20 protein-coding genes are annotated in these 21,140 nt (G+C 39.3%); 15 read left to right on the top strand and 5 right to left on the bottom strand.

Annotated elements, in window-relative coordinates:
- The first annotated feature begins 6 nt into the window (after positions 1 to 6).
- The 11 genes from I2F54_RS12840 (at position 7) to I2F54_RS12790 (ending at position 11,728) form a co-directional block, all read left to right on the top strand.
- Positions 7 to 1,125 (top strand): hypothetical protein, encoded by a 1,119-nt coding sequence (locus I2F54_RS12840; RefSeq protein WP_118047581.1) that lies wholly within the window; start codon positions 7 to 9, stop codon positions 1,123 to 1,125.
- Positions 1,126 to 1,138: 13 nt separating this feature from the next.
- Complete coding sequence (locus tag I2F54_RS16215; RefSeq protein WP_229097184.1) at positions 1,139 to 2,320, top strand: O-antigen ligase family protein; 1,182 nt, start codon at positions 1,139 to 1,141, stop codon at positions 2,318 to 2,320.
- 48 nt (positions 2,321 to 2,368) lie between these two features.
- Positions 2,369 to 3,433 carry a glycosyltransferase family 4 protein gene (locus I2F54_RS12830; RefSeq protein ID WP_181993211.1) on the top strand — a complete coding sequence of 355 codons (1,065 nt, stop codon included), beginning with the start codon at positions 2,369 to 2,371 and terminating at the stop codon, positions 3,431 to 3,433.
- A 29-nt stretch (positions 3,434 to 3,462) separates the two neighbouring features.
- The gene (locus I2F54_RS12825) at positions 3,463 to 4,506 is read left to right on the top strand and encodes a glycosyltransferase family 4 protein (protein WP_118047584.1); all 1,044 of its coding nucleotides are present in this window, start codon (positions 3,463 to 3,465) and stop codon (positions 4,504 to 4,506) included.
- Between the two features lie 18 nt (positions 4,507 to 4,524).
- Positions 4,525 to 5,493, top strand: coding sequence for an SDR family oxidoreductase (locus tag I2F54_RS12820; protein WP_118047585.1), 969 nt, complete (start codon positions 4,525 to 4,527; stop codon positions 5,491 to 5,493).
- 46 nt (positions 5,494 to 5,539) lie between these two features.
- Positions 5,540 to 6,805: a nucleotide sugar dehydrogenase gene (locus I2F54_RS12815; RefSeq protein WP_118047586.1), complete on the top strand. Its 1,266-nt coding sequence runs from the start codon at positions 5,540 to 5,542 to the stop codon at positions 6,803 to 6,805.
- A 12-nt stretch (positions 6,806 to 6,817) separates the two neighbouring features.
- The gene (locus I2F54_RS12810) at positions 6,818 to 8,089 is read left to right on the top strand and encodes a hypothetical protein (RefSeq protein WP_118047587.1); all 1,272 of its coding nucleotides are present in this window, start codon (positions 6,818 to 6,820) and stop codon (positions 8,087 to 8,089) included.
- A 3-nt stretch (positions 8,090 to 8,092) separates the two neighbouring features.
- The gene (locus I2F54_RS12805) at positions 8,093 to 9,037 is read left to right on the top strand and encodes a glycosyltransferase family 2 protein (RefSeq protein WP_118047588.1); all 945 of its coding nucleotides are present in this window, start codon (positions 8,093 to 8,095) and stop codon (positions 9,035 to 9,037) included.
- A 53-nt stretch (positions 9,038 to 9,090) separates the two neighbouring features.
- Positions 9,091 to 10,320 (top strand): DegT/DnrJ/EryC1/StrS family aminotransferase, encoded by a 1,230-nt coding sequence (locus I2F54_RS12800; protein ID WP_195501399.1) that lies wholly within the window; start codon positions 9,091 to 9,093, stop codon positions 10,318 to 10,320.
- A gap of 15 nt (positions 10,321 to 10,335) precedes the next feature.
- Positions 10,336 to 10,923, top strand: coding sequence for a sugar transferase (locus I2F54_RS12795; RefSeq protein ID WP_009121672.1), 588 nt, complete (start codon positions 10,336 to 10,338; stop codon positions 10,921 to 10,923).
- A 208-nt stretch (positions 10,924 to 11,131) separates the two neighbouring features.
- The gene (locus tag I2F54_RS12790; RefSeq protein ID WP_009121674.1) at positions 11,132 to 11,728 is read left to right on the top strand and encodes a master DNA invertase Mpi family serine-type recombinase; all 597 of its coding nucleotides are present in this window, start codon (positions 11,132 to 11,134) and stop codon (positions 11,726 to 11,728) included.
- A gap of 130 nt (positions 11,729 to 11,858) precedes the next feature.
- Here the strand turns inward: I2F54_RS12790 and I2F54_RS12785 are convergent, their stop codons facing one another.
- Complete coding sequence (locus I2F54_RS12785; RefSeq protein ID WP_009121675.1) at positions 11,859 to 12,434, bottom strand: HdeD family acid-resistance protein; 576 nt, start codon at positions 12,432 to 12,434, stop codon at positions 11,859 to 11,861.
- Between the two features lie 126 nt (positions 12,435 to 12,560).
- On the opposite strand from I2F54_RS12785, the gene tpx reads away from it, so the two are divergent.
- Positions 12,561 to 13,064 carry a thiol peroxidase gene (gene tpx, locus I2F54_RS12780; RefSeq protein ID WP_022218383.1) on the top strand — a complete coding sequence of 168 codons (504 nt, stop codon included), beginning with the start codon at positions 12,561 to 12,563 and terminating at the stop codon, positions 13,062 to 13,064.
- A gap of 71 nt (positions 13,065 to 13,135) precedes the next feature.
- Here the strand turns inward: tpx and I2F54_RS12775 are convergent, their stop codons facing one another.
- From I2F54_RS12775 to I2F54_RS12760, 4 genes are all read right to left on the bottom strand, one after another.
- Positions 13,136 to 13,780, bottom strand: a complete 645-nt coding sequence (locus tag I2F54_RS12775) for a DedA family protein (protein ID WP_009121677.1) — start codon at positions 13,778 to 13,780, stop codon at positions 13,136 to 13,138.
- A 35-nt stretch (positions 13,781 to 13,815) separates the two neighbouring features.
- The gene (locus tag I2F54_RS12770) at positions 13,816 to 15,231 is read right to left on the bottom strand and encodes a tetratricopeptide repeat protein (RefSeq protein WP_195501398.1); all 1,416 of its coding nucleotides are present in this window, start codon (positions 15,229 to 15,231) and stop codon (positions 13,816 to 13,818) included.
- Between the two features lie 21 nt (positions 15,232 to 15,252).
- A complete protein-coding gene (locus I2F54_RS12765; protein ID WP_195501397.1) occupies positions 15,253 to 16,992 on the bottom strand; it encodes a glutamine--tRNA ligase/YqeY domain fusion protein in 1,740 nt (579 codons plus the stop codon).
- A gap of 127 nt (positions 16,993 to 17,119) precedes the next feature.
- A complete protein-coding gene (locus I2F54_RS12760) occupies positions 17,120 to 17,941 on the bottom strand; it encodes a PstS family phosphate ABC transporter substrate-binding protein (protein ID WP_087426495.1) in 822 nt (273 codons plus the stop codon).
- Between the two features lie 231 nt (positions 17,942 to 18,172).
- Between I2F54_RS12760 and pstC the strand changes: the two genes are divergently transcribed.
- The 3 genes from pstC to pstB are packed head-to-tail and all read left to right on the top strand — an operon-like array spanning position 18,173 to position 21,004.
- Positions 18,173 to 19,360 carry a phosphate ABC transporter permease subunit PstC gene (gene pstC, locus I2F54_RS12755; protein WP_087412431.1) on the top strand — a complete coding sequence of 396 codons (1,188 nt, stop codon included), beginning with the start codon at positions 18,173 to 18,175 and terminating at the stop codon, positions 19,358 to 19,360.
- 6 nt (positions 19,361 to 19,366) lie between these two features.
- Positions 19,367 to 20,227: a phosphate ABC transporter permease PstA gene (gene pstA / locus I2F54_RS12750; protein ID WP_022218379.1), complete on the top strand. Its 861-nt coding sequence runs from the start codon at positions 19,367 to 19,369 to the stop codon at positions 20,225 to 20,227.
- 21 nt (positions 20,228 to 20,248) lie between these two features.
- On the top strand, positions 20,249 to 21,004 hold the full coding sequence (gene pstB / locus I2F54_RS12745) for a phosphate ABC transporter ATP-binding protein PstB (protein WP_022218378.1): 756 nt from the start codon (positions 20,249 to 20,251) through the stop codon (positions 21,002 to 21,004).
- Positions 21,005 to 21,140 lie beyond the last annotated feature (136 nt).

Below are 21,140 nucleotides of genomic sequence, written 5' to 3'. Positions count from 1 at the left end.
ATATTAATGAAAAATATAGTAATACTTAGTCAAGCGCCTTTAACCCCTCAAATCAAACGTAATAATTATGTGGATGAATATTTATCTGTTGGGTATGATGTGCAATTTTGGGATATGTCGCAGATAATACATCCAGGAATGAAATATAATGATGAATTATATGAATCTTATTTAAGAAGTATTTCTTCATTATTTGAATTTGAACATGTATTATCTGGAATTGATTCACCTAATACTATTTTTATATTAGATTTTGATGCATCTTGGAATACTCGTAAAATATTTAGGATATTGACAAAATATCATTGTTATATGGTCCGGGTTGATATGTATGCAAATACTAGTTTGCATTTAACATTGAAACAAAAATTATCTCAACTTTTTTCAGATCGTTTTCGTAGTATTTTGATTACTCGATTGGAAATATATTTATATAAAATATATGCTTGGATTTATAATATTTCTTCTTGTAAACGTTATTATTCATCATCAGCCATTGTCAACCGAACAGATAAAATAAATCATCCTGATTATGAGGATTTCTATTTTGGCGAATCTCATCCTATAATTGAAGGTAGGTATATACTTTTTGTTGATACTAATTTTGGATTCCATCCAGATGATATCTATTTTTTTAAATATAGTAAAATTCCAACTACAGAAAAGTTTCAAATGTCGTTAGATAAGTTCTTTACATATTTGGAGAGTAGATATATGATGCCTATTATTATTGCTGCCCATCCTAAATCGAATTATGTAAATGGAGAATTTGGCAATAGACGCATAATTAAGTATCAAACGAAAAATTTAATTATATATGCAGATAGAGTAATACTACAATTGTGTAATACAATATCGTGGGTAACATTAGCAAATAAGCCGCTTATATTTGTAACTACAGATGATTATGACAGTTTGGCTTTGCAAAGAAAAAGATTAAGATTTCTTGCTTCTTTGTTAAACAAGGATGTGTATAATATTGAACATTGTAATTTTTCTGATATAACATTTACAACAGTTGCAAAGGAAATTCGTTTATATTATATATACACATACTTAACTGATAAAGAAATTGAGAGACGAAAGAATATAGATATTTTGAAGGATTCATACGAAAAAGTATAATTTCTATTCATAAATGAGATTTATTCCAGTAGATTATAGAAGACAGAAAATCAGTGTTAAGAAACTTTTTCTTGTTCTTTTATATTTTGATTTTTTTCTGACTCTGTTGCCGATGTGGTCTGCATCACCCTTATATCTTTTTTTATCACCAACAACATTGACTACTATTTGGCATTTAGGCTCATTGGTAAACTTAATTATATGCGGTTTTCTAATACTAATAATCCAACGCTATATTTATAATAAAATGGTGATTTTTTGTATTTTATTGGTTTATATAGCTTTTCTTTTCTCTATTGTAATTAATGGATTTAAATCAGGAGGATTTGCTCTTATGGGCATACCTATTTCTTTTTTCATAATGTTTGATACAATAAAGCAATATACATTCAGTTTGAAACATCTTAATGTGATATTTTACAGTTTGCTGTTGTGGAGTTTGTTTCCGTTATTTTTATTATGTTTTCCATTTTTGCGAATGTCTTTTTTTATGACTGTAGAAGGTGGATATGCGACATTTAGTGGCTTGGCATTACATCGTAATTTTTATGGTATTCTTTTATGTGTGCTATTATTATTGTTGTACTATAAAAAAATGCCATTTGTTATTAAAACGATATTGTTTATATTATTATCTGTTTGTTTAGTTTTATCTGCTTCTAGAACAGCATTTGTTGCTCTTATTGTAATGACCTGCTTCTTGATATACTATAATAGAACAGTAAAAAATAGATATAAAATATTCTTTTTTATTCTTGTTATCCTATTGGCTGGTGTCTTTTACTGGATTTTAACTAATCCAGATTATGCATTACGTGATATTGATGATGACCATGCAAGAGAAGATTTACTATATGGATTTATGAAACTAATTAAAGAGCATCCCTTATTGGGATATGGTGAGGAAGTGAAACATTATTCTAATATTTATCCTGATGGAGCAATCGCACATAATTTTATTTTACAGACTACAGCTAATTATGGAGTCTTTGTAACAATATTTTTTATTGTTTTATTATTAACCGTCTATTATTATTCCCAACCTTTTTCTAAAGCAATTCTCGCTTTTTTAGTTATTTGGGGAATAACTCAACCGTATTTTGGTTTTAGTGTTTTTTCTCCACATGTTATTATTCCATTGTTTATTGGACATTTACTAGATAATAATATAACTATATCTTTAAACCGATTTTAGTGTATGAGAATTTTTTATTGTATACATTCGCTTTGTAATTCAGGGGGGATGGAAAGAATTATAGTGGAAAAAGCTAATTTCTTATCTAAAAAGGGGTTTGAAGTTTTTATATTAACTACGGAGCAACAAGATAAGCCGACCTTTTATCAGTTAGAAAATAATATAACACATATTGATTTGGGAGTGAATTATTCTGAATATAATTCTTTGTTCCTAAAGATTATGACATTGTACTTTAAAGAGTACAAACATAAGAAATCTTTAAAAAAAATAGTTACTAAATACAAGCCAGATATCATAATATCAACTTTTGAAAATGAAGCATCTTTCTTACCCAAGCTAAAAGACCAAAGTAAGAAAATATTAGAATTTCATTTTTCAAAAGGATATCGACTTGCTAAGAAAAGAAAAGGACTACTTTTCTTGGTAGATTGGTACCGAACACAATGTGAAATTAAAATAGCAAAAAAGTTTGAACATTTTATTGTTTTGACTGAAGAAGATAAATTATCTTGGTATCAGCTTTCTAATGTAAGTGTTATTCCGAATTTTATACATTCAATATCTGAATGTTCAAATTTTAGTAGGAAAGAACTCTTGTCTATTGGTCGTCTTTCATATCAAAAAGGACTTGACAGATTAATTAAAGCTTTTAAAATAGTACATGAAACTTATCCGGAGTGGAAACTTTTCATTTATGGCGATGGAGAAGAGAGAGATTGGTTATTGGGATTAATACAAGAGTATAATCTAGTTTCATCTGTTGTTATTCATTGTCCTGTTAAGAATATAGGAGAAATATATTGTAATAGTTCTTGCTTTGTTTTAACATCACGATATGAGGGTTTGCCAATGGTTTTGTTAGAAGCGATGTCTTACGGACTACCTATTATTTCTTATGATTGTAAGTGCGGTCCTAAGGATTTGATCAATAATGGTTTAAATGGATTTCTGGTTCCCGAGAGTAATATAGAAGAATTGGCTAATACTATTATGAAATTAATTTCAAATAGAGATATGATGATTGAAATGGGGAGAAATGCAAAAGTTGAATCTCAGAAGTATGAAAGGGAAATTATTATGCAGAAATGGATTGATTTGTTTGAAAAGTAATTTTGAATTTACTAATATTTTAAATACTTATGCGTATCGCTTTTATTCTATCTGCTTTAATAAATAGAGGACCTGAAGTTGTTGTTTCTGAATTAGTATCTCAGTTACAAAAGATAGGACATACTTGTTATATTTATTATTTTGATGGGAAAGAGCCGGAATTGTCTTTTTCTTGTCAAGTTAAGAGAATTTCATTTTATCAATCTATACCTTTTTCAAATTATGATATAATTCATTCTCATGGGTTACGTCCTGATATGTATACCTTTCTACATAAACCTCTAATTAGATGTAAGACTAAATTCGTATCTACAATTCATGCTTATATATTAGATGATTTTATTTATAATTTTGGCCGATTAAAAGGTGGATTTTTTGCTTATATTTGGTTGTATTTACTAACATCTAGGATTGATAAGATTGTTACTTTAAGTAATAATGCTGTAAAGTATTATTCTCATTGGATATCTCCTAAGAAATTGGCTTTTATATATAATGGTCGCAGTATAAATATGAGTGACGAGATAAGTACGGAACTTCAAGCACAGATTATGGAATTTAAAGGAGAGGCCAGGCTATTGGGAATAAACTGTAAATTAACTCGACGCAAAGGCGTAGATTTACTTATAGAAGCTCTTCCAATGCTTGATAACTATAAACTGCTAATTGTAGGAGATGGGTTTATTAGACAAGAATTGGAAGATCAGGCGTTAAGATTAAAAGTGGATGATCGTTGTTTATTTTTGGGATATCAAGAAAAGGCGTATCGTTTTGTTCCTTTTTATGATATTTATGCTTCTCCAAGTCGTAGTGAAGGATTTGGTTTAGCAATAATGGAAGCTGCGATATATTCTTGTAAAGTTCTATGTTCGGATATTCCTATTTTTAGGGAACTTTTTACAGAAACTGAAGTTTGTTTTTTTGATTTGAAAAATATTAATTCATTAGTTAGGGCAGTAAAGCTATTAGAAAAAGATAATTCTTTTGGCTTAAATCTTAATAAAAAATGGCTTTCTTCGTTTTCTCCCAAGAAGATGGCAATTAATTATTCGGATTTATATGAATCGCTATAATTAAAATCCTATTATTTTATGAATGTTTTAGTTACAGGTGGGGCTGGTTTTATCGGTTCTAATCTTTGTGAGCATTTGTTGCTTCGGGGATATCAAGTTGTTTGTTTGGATAACTTTGCAACAGGAAAAATAGAGAATTTGTTACCACTATTAGATGCTTATCCCAATGCTTTTAAATTATTGGTTGGTGACATTCGTAATTTGGACGACTGTAAAAAGGCTGTTGAAGGTGTAGATTATGTGTTACATGAGGCAGCATTAGGCTCTGTTCCACGTTCAATAAAAGACCCTGTTACTACCAATGAAGTGAATATAAATGGCTTTTTAAACATGTTGCTTGCAGTACGGGATGCTGGAGTAAAACGATTTATATATGCAGCAAGTTCTTCTACCTATGGAGATAGTAAATTATTGCCTAAAATGGAGGATGTGATAGGCAGACCTTTATCTCCCTATGCAATTACTAAATATGTAAATGAATTATATGCTGATGTATTTGCAAAGATTTATGGGATAGAGACTATCGGTCTGAGGTATTTCAATGTCTTTGGGCGTCGGCAAGACCCGTTTGGAGCTTATGCAGCTGTAATCCCTTTGTTTGTGAAAAAGTTAATTTCTTATGAATCTCCAATCATTAATGGTGATGGTGAGTATAGTCGTGATTTTACCTATATTGACAATGTTGTTCAAATGAATATGCTTGCAATGACGACAAAAAATTTAGAGGCTGTTAATCAAGTATATAATACAGCCTATGGTGAACGTACGACATTAAACCAATTGGTAGAGTATTTGAAAGAGTTTCTGAGTGAATTTGATCCAATAATAGCTAATGTAAAAATTCTACATGGACCTAATAGACAAGGAGATATTCCTCATTCTTTGGCTTGTATTGAAAAAGCAAAACGACTCTTGAATTATGAACCGCAGTATAGTATGCGTGATGGACTTAAAGAGGCTGTTAAGTGGTATTGGAATAACATTTGATTTATATTTCTTGATTTTATAACTGATATTTAATCATTAATAATTTATGAATACAATAAAAATTGCCGTGATCGGTCTCGGTTACGTAGGACTCCCCTTGGCTCGTCTGTTTTCTACTAAATATCCGACAGTTGGTTTTGATATGAACAAAGCCCGTGTTGATGCCCTTATGACCGGTCATGATGCTACACTTGAAGTTTCTGATGATTTGTTGCAGTCTGCAATAGCTGGTGGTTTTAAGTGTAGTTCTGTTGTAGAAGATATACGTGATTGTAATTTTTATATAGTGGCGGTACCTACTCCTGTTGATAAAAATCATAATCCTGATTTAACGCCTCTTTATGCTGCAAGCACTACTGTTGGAAAAGTTATTTCTAAAGGTGATATTGTAGTGTATGAATCCACTGTATATCCGGGGGTGACAGAAAATGAGTGTATACCTGTTGTGGAGAAGATTTCAGGTTTAAAGTATAATGTAGATTTTTTTGCAGGTTATTCTCCAGAACGTATTAATCCCGGTGATAAATATCATACTGTTGAGAAAATAAAGAAAGTGACTTCCGGTTCTACTTCTGAGATAGGAAAAATAGTTAATGAGGTCTATGCTTCTGTAATAACAGCTGGTACTCATTTGGCACCTACTATTAAAGTTGCTGAGGCTGCCAAAGTTATAGAAAATTCTCAGCGTGATATCAATATTGCTTTTGTGAATGAATTATCTAAAATATTTACTCTTATGGGTATTGATACACAAGATGTATTGGAAGCTGCAAGCACCAAATGGAACTTCTTACCTTTTAAGCCGGGGTTAGTTGGTGGTCATTGTATTGGTGTTGACCCTTATTATTTGGCTCAATGTGCACAGAGTTATGGCTATAATCCGGAAATAATTCTAGCGGGGCGTCGTATGAATGATGGTATGGGTGAGTATGTAGCCAATCAGGTAATAAAGTTGATGCTCAAAAAAGGTATCCAAGTATTATATTCGAATATTTTGATTTTAGGTTTTACGTTCAAAGAAAACTGTCCGGATGTTCGTAATACAAAAGTCATAGATATTTATAATGCATTGAAAGAGTATAATTTGAATATAACGATTTTCGATCCTTGGGCAGATAAAGAAAGTGTTGATAAAGAATATGGTATAAAAGTTTGCAATATTCTACCTGTAGAAAAATATGATGCTATTATTTTAGCTGTGGCTCACGAAACATTTATGTCCCTAAAAATGGAGAGCCTATTTAGTAGTGAAACTGTGTTGTATGATGTTAAGGGACTGTTAGATAAAAAACTGGTAGATGGTAGATTATAGCTAATAGTTATTATGCGTCAGAATAGGAATCAGTATTCTTTATTTGAAAGGAATTGTGCTAATTTTTTTTCACGCTTTCCTCAGTTGAAACGCTTTCTCAAGCTTGGTTATCAAAGATTAAACTACTGGTGTTATCGTGAAACCCAAATCGTTATTTCAGATTACTCTATACATACCATTTGCGATGGTGATAGAGAAACTTTCTTTGGTTATTATGATAAATCTCCGATTAATCAATCGAATACGCATATAATATTTCAATCTACAATTAGGGAAACCTCAAAGTTGCCGTCTCCTAAATATCCAGTTCAAGTAATATTATATGAATTGTCTACACATAAAATTATTGCTCGTTTTGATAGTTGTACTTATAATTGGCAACAAGGGACTAAACTACAGTGGATAGATAACTTTAATTTCATTTATAATTCAATAGATGAAGATAGCCATTATTGCTCTTATATTGTAAATATTGAAACCTTACACGCGAGGAAAATAATGGCTCCTATTTATGAATTAGACGGTTGGAGAAATGCTTATTCTTTAAATTTTGATAGATTGGCAGTTATGAGACCGGATTATGGATATTTTAATCATTTGCCTTATAAATTACCTGAAAGTTTATATGATGATGGGATTTTTAGAGTAGATTTGAAAACAGGTGATATTAAATTACTATTAAGCATAGAAAGAATATTATCTTGCTGCCCATTGTTGGGTTCCCCTGCCAATTCTACTATTATACATAAAGTTAATCATATAATGTCTTCACCTTCAGGAGAGATGTTTATGTTTCTGCATCGTTATTTTATAGGTGGAGTAAAATTTGATAGATTAATTGTATGTGATAAGAATGCTGCAAGATTGAAGCTTTTAGCTGCAGATGGAATGGTTAGTCACTGTTGTTGGGAGGATGATAAAAATATTATAGCTTATTTGAGGCAACATCAAATTGGTGATAAATATTATCGAATCAATGTTGTTACAGGAAAGATTCATGTAATAGGTGATAATATAATTTCTGTTTTTGGTGATGGTCATCCTTCTGTTTTTGGTGATAATATGATATTTGATACATACCCGGATAAAGCAAGAATGCAAACATTGTTCTCTTATAACTTGAGAAATAAACATTTAACAATACTAGGGAGATTTTTTACACCTTTAAAATTTCATGATCAAACGAGATGTGATTTGCATCCTAAATGGAGCTGTGATGGAAAGAAAATATTTTTTGATTCAGTTTATTTAGGTAAAAGAATTTTATGTTATATTAATGTATAGAAGATGGTTAGTGTAATTATTGTAGTTAGAAATGCAGAGAAAAACATTATAGCTTGTATTGATTCAGTCCTTAATCAGTTTAAAGAGGGAGAACAATGGGAATTAATAATTGTTGATGGATTAAGTGTTGATAAAACTAGAAAAATAGTCATAGATTATCTCAAGCAGAAAAATATACTGTATCGAATAGAAAATAATCCGCAAAAAACTTTAGCAAGTGGTTGGAATAAGGCTATTCGATTGGCACAAGGTGAATATATTGTTAGGCCCGATGCACATGCTGAGCTGTTAGAAGGATATATAAAAGTGGGGGTTGAGTATTTAAGGAAAAATGATGCGATTGCTGCCGTTGGTGGAACATTGATTACAAAAGCTAATTCTGTTATAGGACGAATGATTGCAATAGTACTGTCAAACCCAATGGGGGTTGGGCGTTCTTTGTTTCGTATAGGTGTGACTAAAGACACTTATACGAGTACTGCTGTTTATGCTGTATATCGTAAGAGTATATTTAATATTGTTGGTGGCTTTAATGAAAAACTGAATAGAAATCAAGATATTGAACTACATCAAAGAATAGTTAAAGCTGGATATAAATTTTTGACTTCCGCACGTATGAAAGCTATATATCATAGTAGGACTACATTTTATAAGTTTTTACAGCAAGGGTTTTGGAATGGCTATTGGATTATCAAAAGTAATTCTTTTCACATTAATCATTTGATTCCACTTATTTTTGTTTTATCTCTAATTATGTCGTATTTAATAGCTCCATTTTTGTTTTATGCAATTTTATTGTTTCATTTAGTTTTAGGATTTATTGCTTTTATATGGAAATCTAAGGTATACAGTCCATTAGAATTAATAATTTTAGAAAGTCTTGCGATTTCATTGCATCTGATGTATGGGGTAGGCTCTCTGTATGGTCTTATAAGATTGCCTTTCTAAATAATAGTTACTATAAATTCTTGCAACCTTTTAAATTAAAGTAGTTTTTAATCATGAAAATACCATTTTCTCCCCCTTACATTGATGACACTGTCATCAATGAAGTGGTTGATTCCTTACGCTCCGGTTGGATAACCACCGGACCTAAAGTAAAAGCGTTGGAAGAAGAAATAAAGTCTTTTTCCGGTGCAAAAGAAGTGCTTTGTGTAAATTCCTGGACTTCGGGAGCCATTATGATGCTTCGTTGGCTGGGAGTGAAAGCCGGGGATGAAGTTATCGTTCCGGCTTATACATATAGCGCTACGGCGTTGGCGGTGTTGCATGCAGGCGCTAAACCCGTTATGGTGGACTCCGGTGCGGATTTCAATATTTCGGTAGATGCCATTCGTAGAGCCATTACTCCGCGAACGAAAGCTATTATCCCTGTAGATATTGCAGGTTTTCCGTGTGATTACGATTGTATCATGAAGCTAGTAAACACATCTGAAATACAGAAAATGTTCAAAGCGGAAAGTCCGGTACAAGAAAAGTTGGGGCGTATCCTTGTAATGAATGATGCGGCCCATTCACTGGGAGCGCAATACAGTAAGAATCAGCGTACCGGTTGTGAAACGGATGTTGCCATTTTCTCTCTTCACGCAGTAAAGAACGTGACAACAGCCGAAGGTGGTGCCATTTGTTTGAATCTGCCCATGCCCTTTGACAATGCCGGGTTGTACAAAGAACTTCGTATGATGAGTTTGAACTGCCAGACTAAAGACGCTTTCTCCAAATCTAAAGCGGGTGGTTGGCGTTATGACATTGTTGGCTTAGGGATGAAAATTAATATGGCGGATGTAAATGCTGCCATCGGTCTCGCACAGATACGGGAATACCCTAAACTGCTCGAAGAGAGAAAAAGAGTATTCAATACTTACACCCAAGCTTTTGAAAACTGTAATTGGGCTATTGTGCCCCCTTCGATAGAGGGCGATAAAGAAAGTTCCTACCACATCTACGCCCTACGTATCAAGGATTTTACAGAAGAACAGCGCGATCGGATGATTGATGAAATAGCCAAAAGTGAAGTGGCTGTAAATGTTCACTTTATCCCGATGCCAATGTTATCATTCTTCAATTCTTTGGGGTATGATATAAAGGATTATCCTCAAGCTTACGAGAACTTTAAGGGAGAAATATCTTTGCCTATATATCCGCAATTGGATGAAGAAAAGTTAGCTTTTATTATTGATACCGTAAAAGCGGCATATCGCAAGGTGGCAGGTGATAAAACTATAGAGTGATACCATTGTAAGTCTATGATTCGTTTCTTCGATATTTTCTTCTCCTTTCTGGGCATACTTCTATTATCTCCGGTCTTTCTTCTTCTTTATATATCCATTTGTTTGGAAAGTAGAGGCGGTGGATTTTACCGTCAATTGCGTGTAGGGCGTTATGGTAAGGACTTCTATGTTTATAAGTTCCGTTCGATGCGTGTAGGAGCCGATAAACAGGGATTGATTACTGTAGGTGGACGTGATCCGAGAATAACCCGTATCGGTTATTTTATACGGAAGTATAAATTGGATGAGTTGCCCCAATTATTTAATGTTCTGAAAGGAGATATGAGTTTGGTAGGGCCGCGTCCTGAAGTACGCAAATATGTTGACCTCTATACGGAAGAACAGCGCAAAGTTCTGTCTGTACGACCGGGCATAACAGATTACGCCTCGATAGAATATGTTGATGAAAATACGATATTGGGGCAAGCGGATGATGCGGATAAGGCCTATGTGGAATTGATTATGCCTGATAAAATCAGGTATAATATGAAGTATATCAATAATCGTTCTCTGAAAGAATACTTCAAAATCATCTTTTTGACATTTTGGAGTATCGTACGTTGATAGAAATCGTTTATGAGGAAGGAGTACATCCTACATATTATTGGAATTTGAAAGAGAACTCCCGGTTGCCGAATACAGCCGGGAGTTTTTTTACCCTATCCTTCATTTTTGGAATCCTTTTGTAAAGGATATGCATGGAGGCGTTGGCATTTTTATTGGAATAGCCGTTCTTTGGTGACGTTAAACCAATAAAAAAACAACAAAATTTATGGCAGTAGTAGCTTATTTAAGAGTAAGTACAGAAAGACAATTTTTGGAAAACCAACGAGAGGAGATTATACGTTTCGCAGAGAGAAACGGTATGAGTATTGACAAGTGGTACACAGAGACAGTTAGCGGCAGCGTCAGTAGTAAAGAGCGTAAATTATCGGGAGTGCTGGACAGGATGCGTCCCGGTGATTCTTTAATTGTAACGGAGATATCACGGCTAAGCCGCACATTACTTGAGATTATGACTATTCTTAATTCGTGCATCAAAAAAGGGGTTATATTGTATAGTACTAAAGAAGGATACGTCTTTCAGAACGATATCAACAGTAAGGTTCTGGGATTTGCATTCGGCTTAATGGCTGAAATAGAACGTAATCTGATTTCGATGCGTACCAAAGAAGCATTGGCCCGTAGAAAGCAGGAAGGAAAGCGGTTAGGGCGCCAAAAGGGGTATATGCCCAAGATGAGAATACTTGCGGAGAATAAAAGGGAATTATTTAAAGAACAGGCGAACGGAACATCCTGTTCTGAACTCGCCCGACGAATGGGAGTGTCCAGAACAACCATGTTCCGTTTTCTGCATCATAAAAGATAAGCCGGAAATCTCCAACCGGAATGTGTTATGATTCACTGCGGATTATACCGATTATTACAGACTGACTTAAAACTGTTGAGGCTTGCTCAGGGATATCTCGTCTGTACAAATCAGTGTAATCTGCGGCGAATTATGCGCTCTGAGAACTCCGTTTGTGCAGATTCTTTAGCTCGAAGGACAGCATGATACGGAAGAATCCTATAATAAGGAATGCAAACGAAATCATATAAACTGCATAGATAGCTCCGACCGCCGGCTGCCACAGAATAATAAGCGAGCATATAACGGCGAGGATGCCCAATGCGATGTACCAACCCCAGTCTTTCGTTCCATACCTTTTTAAGTCCATGGCGTAACCTACCGATGAAAATCCCCGGAACATCAACCAGAAGGCGATAATAAACGGAATAACTTCCATACTTAACAGAGGATAGGCTATCAGATAGAATCCTAAAATCATATCAATGATACCTCCCGCCAGATACCAGCCCCAACTGGACACTCTTCGACGGTTACTTACCGCAAAGGAGATTTCCAGCAAACCGCTGACCAGCATGGAAACACTGAATAAAATACTTAATGCCGCATATCCGTCAAGAGGGGAGAACATTAAACTCAAAGCTACCACAACATACAGGATTCCGAGAATAAGTGAAATCCACCAGTTCTTCACTTCCTGTTTCAGTTCATCAAAAATTGTTTTCATGTGAATCTTAATTTAAAAATGATTATTATAAGTTCGTTGGGAAAGTAACAATCTACGGATTGAAAAGTTTCCATTGAACATTTTCTGTATTCGGTTTGTTACTATATCATATAAATTGATAAAACTATGGCTACAACAAAATTTAAAGGACAACCGGTGAAAGTAATCGGTGAGTTTATAAAAGTGGGGACAGTTGCCCCCGATTTCGAATTGGTAAAGACGGATTTGTCTTCTTTCTCATTGAAAGAACTGAATGGCAAGAATGTAATTCTTAATATTTTCCCGAGTTTGGATACCGGTGTATGTGCTACTTCCGTGCGTAAATTCAATAAATTGGCCGCCGGTTTGCCGGATACGGTGGTACTGGCTATTTCCAAAGACCTGCCTTTTGCACATGCTCGTTTCTGTACAACGGAAGGCATAGAGAATGTTATTCCCTTGTCCGATTTCCGTTTCTCGGATTTTGATGAAAACTATGGCGTGCGTATGGCAGACGGTCCGTTGAGCGGTTTGCTGGCTCGTGCGGTAATTGTTGTCGGTAAGGATGGAAAGATTGCCTATACAGAGTTGGTTCCGGAAATTACGCAGGAGCCGGATTATGATAAAGCGATTGAGGCAGTTAAGAAATAAGCCTTTTAGACTTAGCTATATAATGAAAAACGGTGGATGAAGACTATCTTTATCCACCGTTTTTCCATTTATTATTTTTTCTGTTTCGCTCCTTTGTAAATCAGGAAACCTACAATTAATACCGTAACTGCTATAATGACGTAACCGATTTCATGACTATACTTCGTGGCCAGTATATAGACATCATTCGTAGTTTTAATGTCCGTAAACCGGTATATGAAATAACCGAGCAGAGCCAGTATCGCATTCCATATTCCGGCACCGAGCGTCGTGTAAAGCAGGAATGGCCCTAACTTCATGCCTGCCAGTCCGGCCGGAATACTGATAAGCTGCCGTACCGCGGGGATGAGGCGTCCGAAGAATGTGGATGCAGCGCCATGTTTTCTGAAATACTCTTCGGCATGGTGTACTTTCTCTTCATCAATCAGGCACATGTGTCCCAAACGGCTGTTGGCAAATTTATAGACGATAGGGCGACCCAGCCAACGTGCAAGATAATAATTTATGAGTGCGCCGAGATCTGCGCCGATGGTTGCGAAAAGAACAACAAGGAAGATGTTCATACTATCGTCGGTCATTGCTTTCCACGCGGCCGGTGGTACGATGACTTCCGAAGGGAACGGGATAAATGAACTTTCAATGGTCATAAAGATTGTGACCACCCAATAATTCAAATTCTCTAATACCCATTTAATGAGCTCTGCTGATGATTCCATATTCTATACTTGTGATTAATGGTTTGTTTACATTCTTATTGTAGTGCATTCAGGATGTTCTTCATCGCTTGTGCCAACTCCTCTTTATCTTCACTTTCCAGCATTTCTTCTATTTTCTTCAAGTCTTCCAGTTGGAACGGACGTTTGCAAAGCTGGTTGTACTTCTGGAAGTTCTCTTTGTCTTTAAGCAGCAGATAAAGAGATGCCAGCTTTTCGTTGATATTTTCAAAATCGGGCTCCAGTTCCTTGACATGTTCGAAGGCCATCCGGGCATGGTTCAGTTGGCCGAGTTCCATGCTGTATATCCCAATCTCATTCCACGTATCGGCATACGGTGCACGCTCTAAAGCCAAAGCCCACTTTTTTACGGCCTTGTCAAAGTCACCGTCTTCCATATACATGCGTCCTTCAATCAGATACGAGTCCACATCTTCCGGGTCTATTTCATGGGATTTCTTGAAATACTGGCCGGCTTTACGCTTCTTCCCTAATTTATAGAGGCAATTCCCTGCGTGAGCATACAAAGAAGGCAGTATCGTTGAATCGGTATCCTTGCTTTGTATGGCAGACTCAAGATGCCGGTATCCCTCTTCCCAATGCCCTTTGGATATTTCATTAAGCCCGATGAACATTTGGAGAAAATCAGGGTTGATAGCCTTATATTTCTCGGCCAAAGTATAGTTCTCCAATGCACTTTCTTCATTGCCCAATTGGTAGAAAGCATGACCTTTCATGATATAGGCTTCGGCAAATTCTTCATCTGCCACGATTGCGTAATCACAGGCTTCGATGGCTTTGTCAAACAACTGCTGTTCGAAATAGCAACGCGCCAAGCCGAACCAGTAAGGAGCCGAATAAGGATTTTTATCTATCAGCTTATTATATAACGCTTCGGCTTTCTGATTCAAACCTTGCGCATGGAAGCAATCGGCTGTTACGGCCAGATATGCTTCGTCCTCGGCGTATCTTTCAGAGCCTCTGGCCAGCCATGGTAAAGCCTTAACGGGATAACCCATATCGATATACATATAGGATACATCGACAATATTGGCTAACTCCTCTTTGTCCTCTATGGTGTCGAGAAGCTGTTCCGCTTCATCTATTTTACCTTCACCCAAGAGAATATTCGCCTTAAGTACCTTCACTTCCGAAGAGTAATCCTCGGATATTCGCTCTATTACCAGTTTGGCTTGCTCTCTGTTTTGGGCATCCATGAAGAGATAGGCCTGTTCCACCAGTAGAGGGGTACTGTCGGGGTGTAAGCTTAAACCGTACTCTACGACTTCGGTAGCTTGTTCGCTTTTCCCGTGCATGGCATACCAGTCGGCAAGGTCGGCTAAATCGTCTGCGTCCAGATAGATAGGCTTATTTTCAGCTTTCGCGGCTTCATATTGTTCTGCAAGTTCTTGCAATTCCTTGTCTCTTCCGGACAACAGGTTCTTTTTACTCATTAACTATTTCTACTCCTTATATTATTTATTGATTTTACCCCAAGTATCTTTCAGGCCTACGGTGCGGTTGAATACCATTTTCTCCGGCGTAGAGTCACGGTCTACGTTGAAGTAACCGATACGCTGGAACTGCAGGTAGGAGAGGGGCTTCATGCCGGCAGCGTATTTTTCGATATAGCAGCATGGCAATACATTCAGAGAGTCCGGATTTATCATTTCCTTCATGGCTGTCAGCGCGTCGCAATTCTTTTCTTCACAAATGGCGGCCAGTTCGTCGCGCGGATTCTCTACTTTCCATAAACGGTCGTAAAGGCGGACTTCGGCTTGCAGGCAGTGTGCGCAGCTTACCCAGTGAATTGTGCCTTTTACCTTACGGCTGGCTCCGGGCATACCGCTTTTGCTGTCGGGATCGTATTCACAATATACTTCTGTGATTTCTCCCGCATCGTTCTTCTTGCAACCGGTACACTTCACGATGTACGCGCTTTTCAAGCGAACTTCTTGTCCGGGTGTCATGCGGAAGTACTTTTTGGGAGCATCTTCCATAAAGTCATCGCGTTCTATCCACAGTTCGCGGCTGAATTCGATGTTGTGACTGCCTTCTTCCGGACGTTCCGGGTTATTGACGGCTTCCATTTCCTCAACCTGTCCTTCTGGGTAATTGGTGATGATAAGCTTCACCGGATTCAATACGGCGGATATGCGGGTAGCGCGGGCATTCAAATCTTCGCGTACGGCGCTTTCCAGCAACGCGAACTCATTGAGAGCGTCATAAGTGGTATAACCGATTTTATCGATGAATTTATGAATGGACTCGGGTGAATAGCCGCGACGGCGGAAACCGCAGATGGTCGGCATACGGGGATCGTCCCAACCGTTGACGAGACCTTCTTTTACCAAAGTCAGCAGGTTTCGTTTGCTCATCAGCGTATAGCTCAGGTTGAGCTTGTTGAATTCGTACTGGTGAGGACGGTGGTCGTTCAAATCCTTACCTTCTTTCACCCAATCTACGAACAAGTCGTACAATGGACGGTGAGGAACAAACTCCAGTGTACACAGAGAGTGGGTTACACCTTCAAAGTAGTCGCTTTGTCCGTGAGCGAAGTCATACATCGGGTAAGCTTTCCATGCAGTACCCGTACGGTGGTGCGGATGCTTCACGACGCGATAGATAATCGGGTCGCGGAAGTGCATGTTGGGGCTTGCCATGTCAATCTTGGCACGGAGCACCATGGCGCCTTCTTCAATCTCTCCGGTGTTCATTTTTTGGAACAGGTCGAGAGTTTCTTCAATGGGGCGGTTACGGTACGGGCTTTCTACTCCGGGTTGGGTAGGAGTACCTTTTTGAGCGGCGATCTGTTCGGATGTCTGCTCGTCGATATACGCTTTGCCCTCTTTGATGAGGCGGATGGCGAAGTCCCATAGCTGTTGGAAATAGTCGGAAGCATAGTATTCGTTGCCCCACCGGTAGCCCAGCCATTGAATATCTTCCTTGATAGCCTCTACGTACTCCACGTCTTCTTTGGTGGGGTTGGTATCATCGAAACGCAAGTTGCAGACACCGCCATGTGCGGCGGCAATACCAAAATCCAGGCAAATGGCTTTGGCATGTCCGATGTGAAGATAACCGTTGGGTTCCGGCGGAAAACGTGTCTGTACTTTTCCGTCGTTTTTACCGTCTTTCAAGTCGTTCTCTACTATTTGTTCAATGAAGTTCAGGCTCTTCTTTTCGCTTGTTTCTTCGCTTTTTATTTCTGCCATAATGCTATTATTATTCGTATAGTGGCGCAAAGATAGCGCAAAATAATGAAGAATGAAGAATGAAGAATGAAGAATTTCTCGCTCCTCATTCTTCGTTTTTCATTCTGCATTATTCATTATTCATTTTTCATTCTTCGTTTATAGGAATGTATCCGCTCTTTTTAATGATTTCTTGGCCGGCGGGTGACAATACGAACTGTAACAGCGGGTCTACAAGGCCGGAGCTTTTCTTATTGTAATAATAATATAGCGGGCGTACGATGGGATAAGTTTTATTGATGGCGTTTTCCAGGGTGGGAGCGGCAAAGTGCTTGTCGTCGTAAGATACGGCAAGGGTCTTGATGCGGGGCGATACATAGGCAAGACCCACATAGCCGATGGCTCCGCGCGTTTGGCTGACGGATTGTATGATGGCTCCGGTGGCGGGCATGGAAAGGCTGCTACTCATGTAATTCTTATTTTTCAGTACGCTTTCTTTAAAGAATTCGTATGTGCCGGAAGAGGTCTCACGCGAGTAGACCACTATTTTGCGGTCGTCTCCGCCTACTTGCTTCCAATTGGTGATTTTACCGCGGAAGATATCTTCCAACTGTCGGCGGGTGAGCTGCTTTACGGGATTGGACGGGTGTACGACAACGGCCAGCGCATCATAGGCTACCGGTATTTCTTCCAGTTCTTCTCCGGCTGCTTTCGCTTTCATCTTCTCGCTGAATTTGATGCCTCTGGAAGCCATTGCGATGTCGGTCGTTTCATCCAGCAAGGCGGAAATGCCTACCCCGCTTCCGCCTCCGGTGACGGTGACGCGGGCATTGGGATTCAATGTCATAAAGCGTTCGGCGGTTTGCTGTGCGATGGGCAGGACGGTGTCGCTGCCTTTGATGCGCTGCGCCTGAATGTCGGTAGCGGCAAATGCCAATGCGAAGATGGTCAGAAATAAATGCTTCATCATATTCTAATGTTTTTGGGACGATACTTAAACAACAATAGTGTATGGAGGTATGTTCCCGCTGTTTTTATTTCGCTGCAAATTAAAACAACGCATGTTACAAAGTTGTTACATACGGCGGGTCTGTGTTTATTGTAACAAATTTGTAATATGTTTGAAACATTTCTTTCAAACGATAGTCACACTGCCTTAATATCTACCCCCTTTCTTTGCGCACAGAAAAAAGTAGGCAATATGAAAAAAGTTTTTGAGAAAATTATAGAGGGCATATTGGCTTGTAGCGGTTTTGTAACAAGTCTTACTATTGTGCTTATCGTCTTATTCCTCTTTTCCGAAGCGGTGGGGCTGTTCCATAGCCGGGTAATCGAAGAGGGGTATGTCTTGGCGTTAAATAAGGACAATAAGGTAAGTGAACTTACTCCGGTACAGATAAAGGATGTTTTCGATGAAGAGATAACAAATTGGCGGGAAGTCGGTGGGGAGAATCTCCCTATCCGGCTTTTTCGTTTGGAAGATGTTACACGGTATTATACGGAAGAACAGTTGGGAGCATCTTACGAAAATGCAGGCGCATGCATCACGGACTTGGTGGAACGCACGCCGGGCATCGTGGCTTTTGTGCCGAGGCAGTTCATTGTCCGTCCCGACTCCGTTCATTTGCTGCGGGACAACACCATTTCGCTGAAAGACGTCTTTGCGGGAGCCGAGTGGTTTCCTACGGCTACACCTGCTCCCCAGTTCGGCTTCTTACCGTTGATAACGGGTACGTTGTGGGTAAGCCTTTTCGCCATTCTCATAGCCTTGCCGTTCGGACTGGCGGTGGCCGTTTATATGTCCGAGGTGGCTGACCATAAGATACGGAATCTGATGAAGCCGGTGATAGAACTGCTGAGCGGTATTCCTTCCGTTGTTTACGGTTTCTTCGGGTTGATTGTGATAGTGCCTTTGCTGCAGAGAGTGTTCGATTTGCCTGTCGGCGAGAGCGGACTGGCAGGAAGTATCGTGCTCGCCATCATGGCGTTGCCTACCATTATCACGGTGACGGAGGATGCCATGCGCAACTGTCCGCGGGCTATGCGCGAAGCCAGTCTGGCGCTTGGCGCTTCACAGTGGCAGACCATATATAAGGTGGTGATACCTTATTCCATATCAGGCATTACGTCCGGGGTTGTCCTGGGCATCGGCCGTGCTGTCGGCGAAACGATGGCGGTACTGATGGTGACGGGAAACGCTGCCGTAATTCCCCATAGCATTTTGGAACCTTTGCGCACGATTCCCGCCACAATTGCCGCCGAACTGGGCGAAGCGCCGGCGGGTGGCGCGCATTACGAGGCATTGTTCCTCTTGGGAGTCGTATTGTTTTTTATCAGCTTGTTGATAAACTTCACGGTAGAAGCTGTATCTTCGGGCAAAAGAAAGTAAAAGGATATGATCAGTAGAAAACATCTTTCGCAAAACATCGCGTTCGGACTGTTCCGTTTGCTTAGTCTGAGTGTGGTAGGCATCCTCTTTGCCATTCTCGGTTTTATCATATACAAAGGTATAGGAGTCATCGACTGGGAGTTCTTGACGGGTGCCCCGACAGACGGCATGACATCCGGCGGTATCCTGCCTGCCATCGTCGGTACTTTTTGCCTGATGACAGGTAGCGCGTTGTTCGCTTTCCCGGTGGGGGTGATGAGCGGCATCTATATGAACGAATATGCGCCTAAGGGCTGGATTGTGCGTTTCATCCGTATGATGACGAACAACCTGAGCGGCATACCTTCCATCGTGTTCGGACTTTTCGGCATGGCATTGTTTGTCAACTATATGGACTTTGGCGACAGCATCCTGGCGGGTTCGCTTACCTTGGGACTGTTGAGCCTGCCTTTGGTGATTCGCACTACCGAAGAGGCTTTGAAGGCGATACCCGACAGTCTGCGTGAGGGCAGCCGCGCTTTGGGAGCCACCAAGCTGCAAACAATCTGGCATGTGATTCTGCCGATGGGAATGCCCAACATCATCACCGGCCTGATTCTTGCTCTGGGGCGTGTATCCGGAGAGACGGCACCTATTCTCTTTACGTGCGCAGCCTATTTCCTGCCGCAATTGCCCGGCAGTATTTTCGACCAGTGCATGGCGTTGCCCTATCATCTGTACGTCATCTCCACCAGCGGTACGGATATGGAAGCCCAGCTGCCTATTGCCTATGGAACGGCCTTGGTCTTGATACTGATAATCCTTCTGGTAAATCTGCTGGCCAATGCTCTGCGGAAATATTTCGAGAAGAAAATCAAAATGAACTAAATCAATAAAATCATGAACGGCATGATGAATAAAATAGAAACGCGTGATGTAAATTTCTGGTATGGCGACTTCCATGCCTTGAAAGGTATCAGCATGGATATCGCGGAGAAGTCGGTTGTGGCTTTCATCGGACCTTCCGGTTGCGGTAAGTCCACTTTTCTCCGCTTGCTGAACCGTATGAACGATTTGATACCCGACACCCGCCTGACCGGTGAGATTCTTATCGACGGTCAGGACATATATAAGAAAGGTGTGCAGGTGGACGAACTTCGCAAAAATGTAGGTATGGTATTCCAGCGTCCCAATCCCTTTCCGAAAAGCATTTTTGAGAATGTGGCCTACGGATTGCGTGTAAACGGCGTTACCGACAATGCTTTTATCCGCCGGCGGGTAGAGGAGACCCTGAAAGGGGCGGCACTATGGGATGAGGTGAAAGACAAGCTCAAGGTGTCTGCTTACGCCCTTTCCGGCGGACAGCAGCAGCGCCTTTGCATAGCCCGTGCCATGGCGGTATCTCCGTCCGTCCTGTTGATGGATGAGCCGGCGTCTGCCCTCGACCCCATTTCCACGGCTAAGGTAGAGGAACTTATCCACGAGTTGAAGAAGCAATACACCATTGTAATCGTTACCCATAATATGCAGCAGGCTGCCCGCGTAAGCGATAGTACGGCTTTCTTTTATATGGGTGAGATGGTGGAGTTCGGCGATACCAAAAAGATTTTTACTAATCCCGATAAGGTAGAGACGCAGAACTATATAACGGGACGCTTCGGGTAACGGACTGTTCCGTGCTTTGGCAGGCGCGGTACCACGCTTTGGTACGGGAAGTTTCATGCGTTGGTACGGACGGTACCGCCCTTTGGTACGAACAGTGTCATGCGTTGAAACAAGTGATATGATTATGGAATTGATA

Origin of the sequence: Bacteroides clarus, from assembly GCF_015555825.1 — a bacterium.
Taxonomy (GTDB): Bacteria; Bacteroidota; Bacteroidia; order Bacteroidales; family Bacteroidaceae; genus Bacteroides; species Bacteroides clarus.
The sequence above is the reverse complement of the archived record's forward strand: the minus strand, read 5'-3'. Positions and strand labels throughout refer to the sequence as shown.